The organism is Sphingobium sp. MI1205 (assembly GCF_001563285.1).
In the GTDB taxonomy this organism is placed as follows: domain Bacteria; phylum Pseudomonadota; class Alphaproteobacteria; order Sphingomonadales; family Sphingomonadaceae; genus Sphingobium.
Window position 1 is genome coordinate 151767 of record NZ_CP005190.1, and the last position, 15528, is coordinate 167294.

Annotated in this window: 15 protein-coding genes; 8 read left to right on the top strand and 7 right to left on the bottom strand. The window is 61.4% G+C overall.

From position 1 onward, the window contains the following. Nucleotides 1-10 precede the first annotated feature (10 nt). Entirely contained in the window at nt 11-976 is a 966-nt protein-coding gene (gene linE, locus K663_RS19915) for a chlorohydroquinone/hydroquinone 1,2-dioxygenase (RefSeq protein ID WP_007686007.1), read from the bottom strand. A 164-nt stretch (nt 977-1140) separates the two neighbouring features. Here linE and K663_RS19920 point away from each other — a divergent pair, with 164 nt between their 5' ends. Next, nucleotides 1141-2019: a LysR family transcriptional regulator gene (locus K663_RS19920; protein ID WP_233431924.1), complete on the top strand. Its 879-nt coding sequence runs from the start codon at nt 1141-1143 to the stop codon at nt 2017-2019. A 94-nt stretch (nt 2020-2113) separates the two neighbouring features. Here K663_RS19920 and K663_RS19925 read toward each other — a convergent pair whose 3' ends face one another. The 4 genes from K663_RS19925 to K663_RS19940 all read right to left on the bottom strand — a co-directional run bounded on the left by K663_RS19925 (nt 2114) and on the right by K663_RS19940 (nt 6775). After that, on the bottom strand, nt 2114-4669 hold the full coding sequence (locus tag K663_RS19925) for a TonB-dependent receptor (RefSeq protein ID WP_007685998.1): 2556 nt from the start codon (nt 4667-4669) through the stop codon (nt 2114-2116). 191 nt (nt 4670-4860) lie between these two features. Next, on the bottom strand, nt 4861-5385 hold the full coding sequence (locus K663_RS19930) for a hypothetical protein (RefSeq protein ID WP_007685997.1): 525 nt from the start codon (nt 5383-5385) through the stop codon (nt 4861-4863). 216 nt (nt 5386-5601) lie between these two features. Further along, nucleotides 5602-6054, bottom strand: coding sequence for a hypothetical protein (locus K663_RS19935; protein WP_007685995.1), 453 nt, complete (start codon nt 6052-6054; stop codon nt 5602-5604). A gap of 28 nt (nt 6055-6082) precedes the next feature. Further along, a complete protein-coding gene (locus K663_RS19940) occupies nt 6083-6775 on the bottom strand; it encodes a hypothetical protein (RefSeq protein ID WP_007685994.1) in 693 nt (230 codons plus the stop codon). A gap of 165 nt (nt 6776-6940) precedes the next feature. Here K663_RS19940 and K663_RS19945 point away from each other — a divergent pair, with 165 nt between their 5' ends. From K663_RS19945 to K663_RS19960, 4 genes are all read left to right on the top strand, one after another. Beyond that, on the top strand, nt 6941-7537 hold the full coding sequence (locus K663_RS19945; RefSeq protein ID WP_007685993.1) for a recombinase family protein: 597 nt from the start codon (nt 6941-6943) through the stop codon (nt 7535-7537). Next, entirely contained in the window at nt 7530-9182 is a 1653-nt protein-coding gene (locus K663_RS19950; protein ID WP_007685992.1) for an IS481 family transposase, read from the top strand. The genes K663_RS19945 and K663_RS19950 overlap by 8 nt, the downstream gene beginning before the upstream one ends. Continuing rightward, entirely contained in the window at nt 9182-10159 is a 978-nt protein-coding gene (locus K663_RS19955) for an ExeA family protein (RefSeq protein ID WP_007685991.1), read from the top strand. The genes K663_RS19950 and K663_RS19955 overlap by 1 nt, the downstream gene beginning before the upstream one ends. A 100-nt stretch (nt 10160-10259) precedes the next feature. Next, nucleotides 10260-10829, top strand: coding sequence for a hypothetical protein (locus K663_RS19960; RefSeq protein ID WP_062121710.1), 570 nt, complete (start codon nt 10260-10262; stop codon nt 10827-10829). A 159-nt stretch (nt 10830-10988) separates the two neighbouring features. On the opposite strand, the gene K663_RS19965 is transcribed toward K663_RS19960, so the two are convergent. After that, nucleotides 10989-11663 carry a TetR/AcrR family transcriptional regulator gene (locus K663_RS19965; RefSeq protein WP_062121711.1) on the bottom strand — a complete coding sequence of 225 codons (675 nt, stop codon included), beginning with the start codon at nt 11661-11663 and terminating at the stop codon, nt 10989-10991. Between the two features lie 255 nt (nt 11664-11918). Here K663_RS19965 and K663_RS19970 point away from each other — a divergent pair, with 255 nt between their 5' ends. Then, the gene (locus tag K663_RS19970; protein WP_062121712.1) at nt 11919-12860 is read left to right on the top strand and encodes a TonB-dependent receptor; all 942 of its coding nucleotides are present in this window, start codon (nt 11919-11921) and stop codon (nt 12858-12860) included. Further along, nucleotides 12826-13590 carry an IS6-like element IS6100 family transposase gene (locus K663_RS19975; protein ID WP_001389365.1) on the top strand — a complete coding sequence of 255 codons (765 nt, stop codon included), beginning with the start codon at nt 12826-12828 and terminating at the stop codon, nt 13588-13590. Before K663_RS19970 ends, K663_RS19975 begins: the two co-directional genes overlap by 35 nt. Here K663_RS19975 and K663_RS19980 read toward each other — a convergent pair. After that, the gene (locus K663_RS19980; RefSeq protein WP_015460613.1) at nt 13562-13939 is read right to left on the bottom strand and encodes a glutathione S-transferase N-terminal domain-containing protein; all 378 of its coding nucleotides are present in this window, start codon (nt 13937-13939) and stop codon (nt 13562-13564) included. The two genes, K663_RS19975 and K663_RS19980, sit on opposite strands and share 29 nt — an antisense overlap. Nucleotides 13940-14904: 965 nt before the next feature. Here K663_RS19980 and K663_RS19990 point away from each other — a divergent pair. After that, nucleotides 14905-15522: an alpha/beta hydrolase gene (locus K663_RS19990; protein WP_013054035.1), complete on the top strand. Its 618-nt coding sequence runs from the start codon at nt 14905-14907 to the stop codon at nt 15520-15522. The last annotated feature ends 6 nt before the right edge of the window (nt 15523-15528 follow it).

A 15528-nucleotide genomic window follows, 5' to 3' on the forward strand; every position in this document is an offset into this window, starting at 1 on the left:
CATCTTGCGATCAAATGACGATCGGATCGTTCATCGTCCGGAGGAGCTCGTCCTTTACACCTTCGAGCTGCGGCGCGACCTTGACCTCGCTGCCGAGCTTCTCGGGGCTCTCGTCATGGGTGAAACCAAGCGTGACCGAGGCTTCGAACAACACGCCGCCCGGCGTACGAACGTAGATCGATTCGAAGTAGCCGCGGTGCTTGCGATCTGAGAAATCGGTGTAGCCGAGGCCTTCCACGTCAAATTTGAGCGCGGCCTGCACGTCGAGGTCGGCGACTTCAAACGCGGCGTGATGAACTTGGCCTTCGCCAAGCGCCCAGGTGCCGGGCCTTTCGTCCTCATCGATATAGACGTCTAGCACCTTGGCCGCACCGCCATTGCCGAAAGCGTAGCGCTGGTAATTGCCGTCGCGTCCCTGGGGCTTCAGGTTCCAGGCATTGCGCATGAAGGAGTCCATCTCCTCATTGCGATTTAGGGTGGCCGTCCAGCTGTGAAAGCCCCGCAGCGCGACCTCCTTGGGCACATAGGGAGAGTCCCAGGGCTCGAACTGGCCGTCCGTGTCCTGCTCGATGATTTCGAAGCCGACACCGCAGTCGGGGTGCTCGAACGACAGATATTTCTGCCCGAACCGCTCACGCACTTCCGAGACGGTCACAGCGCGCTTTATGAGATGCTCCTGCCACCAGGAAAGCGTACCGACGGGTGCGTTATAGGAAACCGCCGATATCTGCCCTGCACCACGCTTTCCGGTGTAGCCAGCCTGGCGAACGGGGAAAGTGGTGTACAGCGTGCCCGGTTCGCCAAGCTCATTGCCGAAATACAGATGATAGACCGGCCGTGCGCCGTCGTAGAACATCGTCTTCTTGACGAGCCGCTGTCCCAGCGTCTTGACGAGAAGATCCACGTCGCCTTGCGCGGATCCGGTCGCGACGGTGATGTGATGAAGTCCTTCGACGCGTTCGGGCAGTTGCATCATGATCGCTCTCCACTATTTTCTGCGATTGCGGATCGTCTCTTCAAACCTGCACAACGATCGCTGCTGCAGCCTGTTTGAGGGATCAGGGAGTATTTGACAATTGGCGGACCTTCATAGATACAATTCAGATTGTGAATATAGATGACCTGGATTTTCGGCACTTGGTGCTTTTGGATGCGCTGTTAAAGCGGCACAGCGTCAGCGCCGCTGCACGAGAACTCGACCTACCGCAGCCCACCGCCAGCCATGGGCTGGCGCGCCTGCGCAAAGCATTGGGCGACCCGCTTCTCGTCCGGGCGCGCGACGGCATGGAGCCGACACCACGTGCCGAGGCGATCGCCGGGGTTGTTCAGCAACTGCTGGAACTGCGTCGCGACCTGGCTGAAGGCGGGCAGACATTCTCACCTGACCGTCTCAAGCGCGAATTCATCATTGCCGGATCGGACATCGCCCATCTTGTCGTTTTGACGGCGTTGCATTCGGCGGCGCGGTTCGAGGCACCACACACCAGCTACCGCGCACTCACGCTGAGCGGCGATGAAATGGTGAGCGCGCTCGAGACCGGGCATGTCGATATCGCCGTCGGCGCCTATCCGAGCCTTGTTGCCGGCATCAAGACGCAACGGCTCTACCAGGAGGAATATCTGTGCTTCGGAAAGGAAGGTCATCCGTTCATCAAGTCCGGTGAGACCGATGACTTCATGGCCGCAGATCATATCGTGGTCAGCACCAAGGGTATGGCCCATGCCCATCGTGCCGTCGAACGCGCTCTCCTCGACAAGATCCATCCCGATCGGATCAGGATCGTCGCGAGCAGCTTTCTCGTGGCGTTGGCAGCTTGCTTCGAGTCGGACCTTATTCTTACCGCTCCGGCTCGCGTGATTGGTCGGCTCGCCGAGGTCTACGGACTCCGGGCCGTGCGGCCGCCAATTCTTATGGAAGCATTTGAGGTCAGGCAATATTGGCATGCGAGGAACCAAGACGACCCGCCTCACCGCTGGTTGCGACAGCTCCTGCACAAGGTGCTGTCCGCGCGGATGTGAGAAAGCTGCCATCGACCTAGCAAAGAAAGCCCGGCCTAGGTTAAACCCGGGCCGGACAGATAGGAGCATCCGGAGTGGGATCAGTCCGGGTCGATCAGAATTTAAACCTCAAAGTCGCATAATATTCAGACGGCCTGTTCGGCACCGCGCTCAGCAGGCCAGCTCCATTGAGCTGATTGACGCCATTTGCGATGTAGCGTTTGTTGAAAACATTGTTCCCGCCAATTGCGAGAGACCAGTCGTCGCCGGGCGCGCTGTACGTGAGCGAGGCATTGACGAGGCTGACATTCCCACTGAACAACTCGGGCGTGTTTTCCGCATCCGCCGCCATGGTGGACTTGTAGGAATAATCCGCCCGCAGTGTGACCCGACCTTCATTGGCCAGGAAAACGTTGAACTCGGGAGATAGCGTCGCGGTCCACTTCGGGACACGCGGCAGCCGGCTCGCCAGCGTGATCGTGCCCGACGGATCGTTGATCCTCCGATAGTAAGCGTCAATGTATCCCGCCGACGCGCTCACGCGGAAGACGCGGCTCGGCGCGAAGATCGTCTCGACCTCGAAACCCTTGATTCTGGCGTTGCCGGCGTTCTCGAAGGAGGCACCGATGCCGCGCTGGATCTGGATCTGGATGCCCTTGTAGTCCGTGTAGAATGCCGCAGCATTGACTTGCAGCATTCGATCGAAAAGCTGCGACTTGAAGCCGATCTCGAACGTGTCGGCTTTCTCCGGATTGAAGCTCGGCGCCTGCTTGTCCGCAGGCTTGGTCGGATCCGGCGGGACCGGAGCGGCGACGCGGGTCGTCCAGCCGCCCGACTTGAACCCCTTCGAGAATGATCCGTACAGCATTATCCGCTCGGTCGGATGGAGTTCGATGCCGACGCGCGGCGAAACATTGCTGAACGAGAGCTTCTGCTCCCCTGTCGGGTAGAATTGCGACAGGTCTGTCGGATCCGGGAACAGAAATGCCGGAGTACCGAGTTTGGTGAGAAGCATATTGAGGTCCCGCTGGCTTCCAACGAGCGTCTTATCTTCCTTGGTATAACGTCCGCCCAGCGTGATCCCGATGAGATCGTTCACACGGTAGTTGAGGTGCGTGAAGAGCGCGTAGGACTTGGTGTTGAACCGATAGTTTCCGACGATCTGCAACAGACCGCCGGGAAATGCGACATCCTCCGATTCCCTACCACCTTCTGAGAAATAATACGCGCCGACGAGATAATCGAGTTTGTCATTGAACGCCTTGCCCGAAAGCTGCAGCTCTTCGCTGAACTGATGCTGCTTCACCCGGAATGAGCCCTCGAACCCCACGACCGGTGAGTTGTCGAGATCCTGTCCGAAACGGGTGTCGAGATTGCGATAGGCGGTGATCGACTTCAAGGCAGGTCCACCCAAGTCGATATCGACGGTCCCTGTGAATCCGAAATTGCGCGTGTTGGTAAAATTGATACCCGTGCCGTAACCACGGTTGAGGCTACCGGTAACGAAGCGGTTATCGATCGGAAGCCGACTATTGGTGGGATCGGCGTCCGCGTTCGCGCCGGCGATAGCCGGGAGGCCGCCCGCACGCGGGCCACAGGCGCCGCCGAGACCAATCGCGCCGAGCACTGACTCCGGAAGGCTGATGCAGGTATTATAGAGGCCGGCCAAAGTGGAGTCCGGGACGCCGTTTCCGTCCGCATCGACTGGCGTTCCGGCCGGTGACAACACAGTTGACCGTGTACCGAGAAGAGTGCTTGGCGAAGCGCTCGTTTCCGAGTTGAGATAGTCGCCCTCCAGCGTCACATCGATCGCATTGGTCGCGTTCCATAGCAATTTACCGCGAACGCCCTGTTCGCTGATGCCGCCTGCTGCGGTCCGCGAGGTATAATCGATCTGCTGGAAGGCTTCTGAAGGATCCGAAGCAAAGCCTGCAGCTCCAGGGAACGGGATCCGTTTCTGCCAAGCGTTCCGGTTCTTCGACGAGAAGGCAATGCTGCTCTTGAGCTTGCCCTCGACGATCGGGATGTTGATGACGCCACCGACATCGATTCGGTTGAAGCGACCGCCCGAGACCTGACCCATCACGCTGAAATCGTCTGTCGGTTTGCGGGTGACGACGCTGATCGCGCCACCGATGGTGTTGCGTCCGAACAGCGTACCCTGAGGGCCCTTCAGGATCTCGATGCGTTCCACGTCGAGAAGATCGACATTCGACCCGGCGGTACGCGCGAGGTAGACACCATCGACATAGGTGCCGACGCCCGGGTCGAAGTTGAGTGCGAAGTCGTCCTGGCCGATGCCGCGGATGAATCCGGACAACATCGATGGCGAACTGAAAATCTGCGACGTGGACGATAGCTGCACGCCGGGGGTGAGGTTCGCGAGCTGCGAAACATTGTCGACGCCTTTTTCCTGCAGGGCCGCACCGGAAAAAGCTGCAACGGCAATCGGGACCTGTTGGACATTCTCCGCGCGGCGCTGCGCCGTGACCACGATGTCCCCGATGCCGACATTGGACGCGGGGTCTGTGCTTTCCGCCTGAGCAGGCGCCACGGCTTGAGGCAGCGCCGGAGCAATCTGTGCCTCAGCGGGGGCCTGCGCGTATGCCGGGGTCCAGCCGAGCGCACCAGCCGTGCCGAGCATCAGCCCAATTTTGATGCGGTTTTTCATATTGTACCTCTCCCTCCCTCTTTATTTTTCGCAAGCTGGCTGGCTGCTTTGGCAGCCAGTGGCACTTGCGCGCTTTCAAACAGCGTTAATGCAAGAAGTCATCACACCTGACTTTCAACTCACGTGCAGACTGGATCTCGCTAGACTTACGACAGAAGCGACAGTCAGCCAGGAAACAGGCGGACTGAATCCTAAGCGTCCACTGACTGCTTCTGATCGCTCGCCTCTTCGCCGTTGGATTGCTCCTGCGCGATAAGTTTACGCAGCATGCGACGAGCGCGCACCGCGCCAGCATCGCCAGCCAGGAGCACAGGCCGCATGGACATGATGTCCCGATCGCCGACTTGCGCCTGTTGGAGAGCGATCATCGGCTTGTCCTCTTCCTCGAACGCATATTCGATGCCGGCGCGCAATTTTGCGGAGAACTCCTCATTGTCCGGATGGATGTCGCGCCCGAAAGCCCAGAAATAATGTGTGGTGTCCGGTGACTCCGGCGTCATCACGTGGATGGACGTGTGCATATGCCCGTCCTCCTTTGGCGTGCCAGGCTCGGCATAATAGCTGAGCAGCGACATCGACCCGGGCGCTGTCCACTGAACGTCCGTCCATGCGTCGAAGCGCTTGCCATGCGAGTTGAACATGTTGTTCATGATGTCCGAGATGAAGTCGTTAGGATGAGAGACATTGCTCCACACCGTGTCGCCATCCTGGAACACGTGCCTCTTGCCGATGGTGAAGGCCGGCGCGCTTAGATGTAGGCGCTTGCAACCGTAGCAGCTTCTGCTCGCAAACAGCGCCTTTTCCTGCCCAGATTACCTGACAACGAGCCGACTATGCTGCTCACGCTATCCGACAATGTGCTCGCCATCATCCGCGTCTGCTCGCAAACGGCAAAGGGCCGCTCATGGTATCTGCCAACTACAAAGTCGAGATTAGCAGTCATTTGCTGATGCGCGATGCTCACGCAGCTTTGTGGAACCCAAGATCAGAAAGTACACGATGGGGCAAACCACCATCAGCATCACTGCTGGATCGGTAGCCCATCTCGTTGGGCCATCGCTGTCCGGCTCACTTGCTACCGCGAGCATGAGCGCGATTGATCCTCGCACAGCGGCGTAGGTGGCAGGAACAAGCAGGATGTGGAGAAGCCACCCGTAGCGGAACCGCATGGCGCCAAACCAGCAGAGTACAGCTATGGCGGGTGGAGCGAGTGTGGCGGCTACGAAGCCGCAGAACCAAATGGCAAACCCTGCCGGAGTCAGCGTATCGCGATAGTAGCTGGCGATCCCATCCGGTCGCAATCCGAGAGCGACGAAAGAGCCTGCGACGACAACGGCACCCAAAGCCGTCAGTCCGACGCCACGCAATGTCCCGTGTCTCGGCATCAATCTATGCAATCCAGTAAGCCATTGATCAGGCTGCTCGCACTTTGGCTCGGAAGAAGGTCGTTTCCGACCCAATCAGATCGGGGTCGATCCCGCTCTCCTCGGCGGCCAGTTGCTGGATGATCCGCCAAATCTCGGGGGCGGTGAGGCGCGCGCCGTCGCGGGCAAGCCTGCCACGGTTCTGCTCCGTGACCAGTCGGGCGAGATCGCCGATAGTGTCGCACCTCCGAGGTAATCGCCGGCGGTCGAGGTGCCGTAACCATAGCCCCGCGTAGGCGCTCGCTCCAGCAGCGAAGATGCGAAGGGGAGGTGCCAGCGTCGTGAAGGCGAGGATCGCGACCGCGACAGCGAAGCAGAGACCACTGACAATCCCAAGCCATCCGGCTCGCGTCGCCGGCATCTTGAGGTCGGTATCGGCTTCCAGGTCGCTGAACGCTTGGCGCAGCTTCCCACCGATCAGCGGCGCCAACGGCGCATCCGGCCCGACGTGCCGGCCAAGCCCGAGCGCGCGTCGAAGCCTGTAGAACGTCATCTGCGTGGCGCATGTCGTGCCGCCCCCGCTGTAGGCTGCGACATGCGCGACGACATGGTCACGCACCTCGCCGAACGTTGTCCAAGGCAGGTTCGAGCGCAGGCGCAGATCGAAGGTGCGCTCGATTGCGAGGAAGAAGTCGGTGTCGTCGCCATCACCGACCCAGCCAACCGTATCGAGCACCTGCATGAACCCGGCTCCTCAGCGGTTCTGCAAAACGACCGTTTCTGACGAGCCGATCGCCTTGCTGGGCCGGCAACGTAAATCTGCGGGCCGCACTTTGTCAAAACTGTTCTGGAAACCCGCGTCGCAAAACGGTATGCCCCGCACGAGTTTGGAGAAGATCAGACGCTCATGCGGGTCGGCTATGCCAGGGTCAGCACCAGCGACCAGAACCCCGAGCTCCAGCTCGATGCGCTGCGGCGGGCCGGCTGCGAGCGGGTGTTCACCGAAAAGGCGTCGGGCGCGCGCGATGACCGGCCCGAACTGGCGCGCATTCTGGAAGACGTGCTGCGCGCAGGCGACACGCTGGTTGTTTGGAAGCTCGACCGCCTCGCCCGCTCGCTCAAGAAGTTGATCGCCACGGCCGAGGATCTGGAGCGCGAGAAGATCGGGCTGGTGTCGCTGACCGAGAGCATCGACACGACAACGCCGGGTGGCATGCTCACCTTTCACGTGTTCGGCGCCATCGCGCAGTTCGAGCGTGCCCTGATCCGCGAGCGAACTACCGCGGGGCTAGTGGAGGCGCGCCGGCAGGGTCGCAAGGGTGGCCGCCCATCGGCAATGCGCCCGAGCGACGTCGCCGCGGCACGGGCGATGATGAAGGAGGGCACGTTGCCGGTGCGCGACATCGCCAAGCGCATGGGCGTGTCGGTCGCGACCCTCTATCGCTATGCAGGCAAGCGCGGCAGCGGTGCATCGATCAAGGAGGCTGCAACAGCCCATGGCTGACCGGGCGAAGCGACCGCCTGGAGAGGCGCTGATCGATCTTCGCCGACGGTTGTCGCTGTTGCCCCCACGCGACCCCGGTCGCACCGAGATCATCGCCCGTGCGGCCGAGGCCTATGGCATCTCCATCTGGACCCTTTACCGGGCGTTGCGCGAGCTGAACCGCCCCAAGTCGGTGCGCCGGTCCGACCATGGTGCGACGCGGGTTGCCCCGCAGGCCGAGATGGAGCGCTACGCCGAGATCGTCGCCGCACTGAAGATCAGGACCACCAACAAGAAGGGCCGGCACGTTTCGACCGCCCGCGCCATCGAGTTCCTGGAAACCGATGGCGTCGAGACGCCGGAGGGCCTGGTCAAGGTAGCACCCGGCCTGCTGAAGCGGGCGACCATCGACCGGCTGCTCCGCTCATCAGGGCTGGACTATGCCCGCGTGACCCGCCCCCACGCAGCCGTTCGTTTTCAGGCGCGGCGATCCAACGAGCTGTGGCACTTCGACATGAGCCCGTCCGACCTCAAGCAGGTCGAGGCGCCGCTCTGGATCGAGCAGGGTCGCGGCAAACCCACGCTGATGCTGTTCTCGGCCGTCGATGACTGCTCGGGCGTGGTCTACCAGGAATATCGCAGCGTCTATGGCGAGGATGCCGAGTCCGCGCTGCGCTTTCTATTCAACGCCTTCGCCGCCAAGCCTGAGCCCGAACTGCCGTTCCAGGGCCTGCCGGTCACGATCTACATGGACAACGGCCCGGTCAGCCGGTCGCGCGTGTTCCAGTCGGTGATGGGCAGCCTCGGCGTGCGCGTCCTCACCCATCTGCCGCCGAAGGCCGACGACCGGCACACCGCGGCCCGCGCCAAGGGCAAGGTCGAGCGGCCGTTCCGCACGGTGAAGGAGGTGCACGAGACGTTGTACCACTTCCACAAACCCAAGGACGAGGCGGAAGCCAATCTGTGGATGCGGCGTGCGCTGGTCACCTACAACAACGGCGACCATCGTTCCGAGCCACACGCGCGGATCGAGCACTGGCTGCGGCACCTGCCCGGCGATGGCGTGCGGGCCATGTGTTCATGGGAGCGGTTCTGCGCCTTCGCTCGTGAGCCCGAGCGGCGCACCGTTGCGGGCGACGCGACCGTCTCGGTTGAGGGCGCTTCCTACGAGGTCGAGCCCGAGCTCGCCGGCGAGACGGTGACGCTGCTCTGGGGGCTGTTCGACCAGCAGCTCTTCGTGGAGCATGACGGCAAGCGGCATGGCCCTTACGAGCCGTCGCGCGGCGCCGTGCCGCTCTACCGCTATCGCAAGTATCAGAAGAGCCGCGCCGAGGAGCGGCTCGACAAGGTGGTCCGGCTCGCTGACCAGCTGGGGCTGCCCCGCGCGACCGTGACGGGCGGCGACCGGCCGCTGCCGTCGCTGCCGCCCTCCACCGCAGGGCTCGCGGTGCGGCAAACACCTTTTCCGGAGCCGGCGGTCGAGACGGCATACCCGACCGGGCTCGCGGCGCGCCACGCCATCGTCGACCAGCTCCGGCGACCGCTCGGCTCGCTGCCTGAGGCAGACCGCGCCTTCATCGACGCGCTGCTGGGCGAAACGCTCGACAAGACCATCATCGCTGACCGCATCCGAGAGCGGTTCCAGTCAAGACGGGGGACAAGCTGATGCTCGCCGACGTTCAATCCAGCTACGGGCTCGCCCGCCCGTTCCAAGGCGTCGGCAACTTCGAGACAGAGCATCAGCGCAACCTCGTGCGCGAGGTCTGTGCGGCCGTGCAGACCGGCAGGTTGATCGTCGTCTCCGGCCTGGTCGGATCGGGCAAGACGCACCTGCTGCGCCGCATCGAGGACGAGCTGGCCCGGGCGGGCAAGGTCGCCGTCGCCAAGTCGCTTGCGGTCGACAAGCGCCGCACCTCGTTGCCCTCGCTGATCGAGGCGCTGTTCTACGATCTCTCGCCCGGTGACCGTGCCCAGGTGAAGATTCCCAAGCAGGCCGAGCGCCGCGAGCGCGACCTGCGCGACATCATGCGCAAGGGCAAGCGCCCGGTCGTACTGGTGGTCGACGAGGCGCATGACCTGCACCACAAGACGCTGACCGGCCTCAAGCGGTTGATGGAGGTGGTGGCTGATGCCGGCGTGCTGCTGTCGGTCCTTCTGGTCGGCCATCCTCGGCTACGCAACGACCTGCGCCGCCCGCAAATGGAAGAGATCGGCTACCGCACGACCACCTTCGACTATGAGGGCATCGGCGCCGAACGCCGCGACTATGTTGCCTGGCTGCTCGGCGCCTGTGCGGCCGAGGGGGTCAAGGTTGCCGACTTGATGAACGAGGACGCGATCGACCTCATCGCCGAGCGCCTGCGCACCCCGCTCCAGATCGAGATGCACCTGACACTCGCCTTCGAGCAGGGCTTCCGCTTCGCTGCCAAGCCCGTCACGGCCGAGATCGTCGAGCAGGTGCTGTCGCGGGCGATTGACGACCTCGAACCCACGCTGACGCGCAACGGTTACGATGCGGGCGCGCTCGCCAGCCAGCTCAACACCCGGCCGTCCGACATACGCGCGTTCCTCGCCGGAACGCTGGACGCCGAACACACCCGCGACCTGACCGAGCGGCTCCGCGAAGCCGGTGTGCCGATATGATACTGGCTGTCCTCGCCTTGGTATCTCCCGCACGCGGACGCAACGCATGTCGTCTGTGCCACCGATTGTGGACGTTGCGCTTCTCTCATAGCCTGCCGGCATGAACAGGCATCTTACCGCAGCTTCTTTATCGATCGTCAGCTTGCTCAGCGCGTGCTCGGCCTCGGCCGAGAGGAGGTTGGAGGGACGAGTCTTCGACATCCCGAGAGCCAACGACATATCCGACAATGATAAGCCGTTCTTTCTACCAGCGCTCGATCCCAGCGACGGGTTCTCGTTCTACCTAAATCCGAGCGCAAGCTTGCCGGAGCGAAACTTGGTGGGCGTGGCAAGCAAGAAGCGGATGTGTGCCCGCGCAGCGGGAACAGAGGCGCTTGTCAACTCGACTGTCTGCGCAAGTCGCCCGCTTTCATGGCGCGGCCGAACACTGCGCAAGGTAAGTGATGGTGTTTTCTGGACATACCAGTTGCCAGCCGAAGCAGGTCAGAAGCGTCCTCCATCGCTGGCGAGTTGCTCCGCCATGGGCGGAGGCTCGCGGCCGGGGCTCTGCACGGCCAATCTGCCGTATGACAATCTCGTGCTGACGATTCACTTCCGAGACAATCAGGTCGGCTCGCTCCAGGCATTATACGATCAATCCGTTGCTAGCCTGAGGAAGTGGGAGCGCTGATGCTTACGGCAAACCCGGCGGGAACGATCGCTGCCAGACCGCTCACCGGCACTCCTCGCTATTGGCAGAAAGCGAGAACAGGCCTTCTCCGTTTGCGAGCAGGCGCGGATGATGGCGAGCACATTGTCGCATAGCGTGAGCAGCATGGCCCACCTGCTGTCAGCAAATCTGAGCAGAAATCCGCGCTGTTTGCGAGCAGAGGCCAGTATCTTTGCAATCGCCTACAGCTACAAGTCTCGCTTCCCATTGTTTATTGCCACATGCGAGCAGCGAAATAGCCATGGCGTGGCGTATGTGCGCAAAGAACACGGCCGCATCAATGTTGTCGTGGCTCCAGAGGCCAAGCGCTCCGCCGAAATAGGTGTTGATCATACTGGCGAAATCTTCCGGAGACACGTGGCCCACCAAATCGCCACTCTGCCAGATCGCCAAAGCGACCGCATGCCAGTGCCGCACGCCTTTATTCATGAAAGCCGGGCGCAGTTCGGCGTCGGAAACACCGAACAGGAACCGTAACAGCGGCCTGAAAAAATCCGGGTCAGATACGTAGAACTCGACTGCCAAGTCGCCCATGTCGAAAGCATAGCTGAGCGGATCGAAATTGGGGTCGGCCTGGCTGGGCAAATTGGTTATGCGATCGATTGCGCGATGCAGAAGGGTGTAAAGGACCGTGCCCTTGTTCCCGATCAGGTTGTAAGACGTATAATGGCTGATATGTGCGCGCGCAGCGAGTTCTCTCATCGAGAACTCCACAGTGCCCAGTTCCCGGATCAGCTTTTCAGCAGCGCCGAGAATACGACTGCGGCGTTCCTCCTTGTTCTGTTCACGTACCACTAAAGCCGGATCCCCAGAGATACTGCGCCCAATGTAGGCCTTGGCCCCTATCGTAAAAAGCCCGGTAATCCAACGATCTTTCCTTTGCGTGTTTCAGGGCGTCCGTCGCCGACAATATGGAAAAATTGGAGGCAGACTAATTTAGGCTTTACACTAAAAATGAGATCGGCGATTATCCGAGTCGAAAGCAGCCGGGCTTCGCGCGGCTTTTTCCAAGCAAATATCAGCAAGACAATGAAATGCAGGGAGAGGTTTATGAGCGAGGTCAGATCTTTGGCGCTGGTCACGTGCGCGGTTTCGGCGGCGTTGGCGGTGCCGGCGTGGGGACAGGATGGCCCTGCCGCAGGTTCCGGCGATGAAATCATCGTTACGGCCAACAAGCGCAGCCAGAATCTGCAGGATGTCGGCCTTTCGGTTTCCGCGATCAGCGGCGATGCGCTGAAGAACCAGCAGATATCGAACCTTGCCGATGTCGCGCAGATCGTGCCCGGCCTGACATTCTCGCAGACCGCCAACGACACACCGGTCTATACGCTGCGTGGTGTCGGCTTCTTCGAATCGACGCTGGCCGCCTATCCTGACGTCAGCGTCTATCTGGATCAGGTGCCGCTCCCTTTCCCGACGCTCACATCGCTGACCGCGTTCGATCTCGATCGGCTTGAAGTGCTCAAGGGGCCGCAGGGCACGCTGTTCGGCCAGAATTCAACCGGCGGCGCGATCAACTATATCGCGGCCAAGCCCACCAGCGACCTGTCGGCCGGTGGATCGCTGTCCTACGGCCGGTTCGATACGGTTGAACTGGAAGGTTTCCTGAGCGGACCGCTCACCAACACGCTGCGCGTCCGCCTTGCAGGCCGGGTCGCGCGCGGTGACGAATGGCAGAAGAGCCATACCCGCGATGACAGGCTGGGCAAGAAGGACACCAAGGCGATCCGTTTCCTGGCGGACTGGAAGCCGTCTGAACGCCTGTCCTTCGAACTCAATCTCAATGCCTGGCAGAACAAAAGCGATCCGCAAGCGCCGCAGGCCATCGCTATCGTGCAGCAGAATGCGGCGATCCCGTCAGACTATCCGGCGCTGAACATCGCTTTCGCCCCGGCCGGCTCTGTTGCAAAAATCGTGAAGCTTGAGCATGCTTGGCGGAGATTGGACGGACGGAACGATGACGGATTTCAAGTGGCGCCATTTCCAGGGTGATGTGATCCTGTGGGCGGTGCGCTGGTATTGTCGCTATCCGATCAGCTATCGCGACCTTGAGGAAATGCTGGCGGAACGCGGCATTTCGGTCGACCATACGACGATCTATCGCTGGGTCCAGTGCTACGCCCCGGAGATGGAGAAGCGGCTGCGCTGGTTCTGGCGGCGTGGCTTTGATCCGAGCTGGCGCCTGGATGAAACCTACGTCAAGGTGCGGGGCAAGTGGACCTACCTGTACCGGGCAGTCGACAAGCGGGGCGACACGATCGATTTCTACCTGTCGCCGACCCGCAGCGCCAAGGCAGCGAAGCGGTTCCTGGGCAAGGCCCTGCGAGGCCTGAAGCACTGGGAAAAGCCTGCCACGCTCAATACCGACAAAGCGCCGAGCTATGGTGCAGCGATCACCGAATTGAAGCGCGAAGGAAAGCTGGACCGGGAGACGGCCCACCGGCAGGTGAAGTATCTCAATAACGTGATCGAGGCCGATCACGGAAAGCTCAAGATACTGATCAAGCCGGTGCGCGGTTTCAAATCGATCCCCACGGCCTATGCCACGATCAAGGGATTCGAAGTCATGCGAGCCCTGCGCAAAGGACAGGCTCGCCCCTGGTGCCTGCAGCCCGGCATCAGGGGCGAGGTGCGCCTTGTGGAGAGAGCTTTTGGCATTGGGCCCTCGGCGCTGACGGAGGCCATGGGCATGCTCAACCACCATTTCGCAGCAGCCGCCTGATCGGCGCAGAGCGACAGCCTACCTCTGACTGCCGCCAATCTTTGCAACAGAGCCGCAGCGCGAGCCATTCCAGGGCCCGGGCGCGGGCAAGGCCTTCCGTGGGCAGCAAGGCCTTTTCGGGCACGAGTTCCGCGATATGGTTGAGGATGGCGATATTTTCGGTCAGGACATCATCGCCGATCTGGAGCGCGGGCACCCGCGCCCACGGGTTTTTCTGACGATAGGCGTCTGAAAACTGGGCGTTTTGCGTCAGGTCGATCAGCTCCGCCTCATAAGGAAGGCCGGCTTCCTCCAATGCGGCATGGGACGCCAATGAGCATGAACCTGGATTGTAGTAGAGCTTCAACATGTCCCTGCAATTCTCCTGCGGACTGGGCAAAAAATGGCTTAATGCATATGTTCGGCACCGGAGCGTCGCCCCGAACGGAAGCAATCATCCGCCCGGTCGGAAAACGCTCCGAAACGACAGGCCGGAGCATTCCATCCGATGCGATCAGGCCGAAATGTTCAAAAATCCATCGGCTTCGAAAACCTTTCTGGCACGTTCCTCAATCCGATCCGCAAGTGACCTGCGAAGCGGCATGCCGTTCGAGACTTTTCTCAGCGTGTTATAGCTGAAGCCGAATGTTTCGAATATCTCCTCATTATTTCTCATCGTCGACAATGATGTGATCCGATCGGCGATCGAGGGATCCAAACAGCGCATTCCATTAGGCATTCGATCTTCCCCTACTGACGAATTCCAGCCGGTGCACGGTCGCAACTTGCCTGCCCGCGCAGTTCATCGGGCCATTCCCGCCGTTCCGGAAAACAGGCGGCGGGGTTTCCCCCTGGACCATGTTGCGCATGGGCCGGACACGCAGCGAGCGGGCCAGCGGACGTCGAGGCCGGGAGCGGATTGCGACGGACGCGCCGCGCATTGCCCGGAGATCGAAGCATAGGAATATCCTCTCCATGCGCTGTTATGGATCAGCGCCTGTCTTATCCGGCACGTCGGTGATTATTATGCTTATCGGGCCGTCCGGAAAGGATCGCAGCTTTCGCCTGCGGAGGAAATTGCTGCAAATGAATTAGGAATATTCGCGATACGGATTTGATCGAAACGGGGCCAACTGCCCACAAATCGGTCATGGGGATTGAGCGACCGCGCTTTGAAAGCAGCCATCGCATGCTATGGTCGCCTTGAGCATTTCCCGGCAGGCGGAATATCCGCCGACCGGAAAGCCCGCTAAAACAGGAAGCCGGAGCAGCCGGGCCGACGCCGTCGGACCGGACGCCGCTTCGGCTTCGCATCGCCAGGAATTGGAAGCGAACATGTCTCGAGACAATGCCATCGTCATGCGATACGACAATCCCGACATTCCGTCCGGCCGCGACATCGTATATCTTCACGGCCGCGGCAGCACCGAAAGGGAAGCGGGGTTCGCGCTGCCCCTTTTCGGCCGCGCGAATGTTCGCTCCTATCGCGGGCCGCTTCCCCAGGGGCCGGGGTTCGCCTGGTTCGAAAATGCCGGGATCGGCGTCGCCCTGCCCTCCAGCCTGTCGGGCGAAACGTCGAAGGTCGGCGACTGGATCGCCGCAGATACCGGCCGCCAACGGCCCTGGCTATGCGGTTTCAGCAACGGCGCCGCGATGGCCGCCAGTCTTCTGCTCAGCAATCCGGGGGCCTATAGCGGCCTCATCATGATCGGCGGCTGCTTCGCGGTGGAGGACGGCGACCTGCCGGACAACGGCCTGCTCGACAAGCCGGTCCTCTTCTGCCGGGGCCAATTCGACGATGTGATCCCGCGCCACAAGTTCGAGCAGGCGGAAGCCTATCTCTCCGGCCCCAGCGGCGCGCGGGCGACTTTCATCCCTTATGAAGGCGGGCATGAACTGCCGTTGCCGATCAAGGCGGCGGTGCAGGGCTGGCTCGGCGCGGAAAGCCGCTGAATTTCG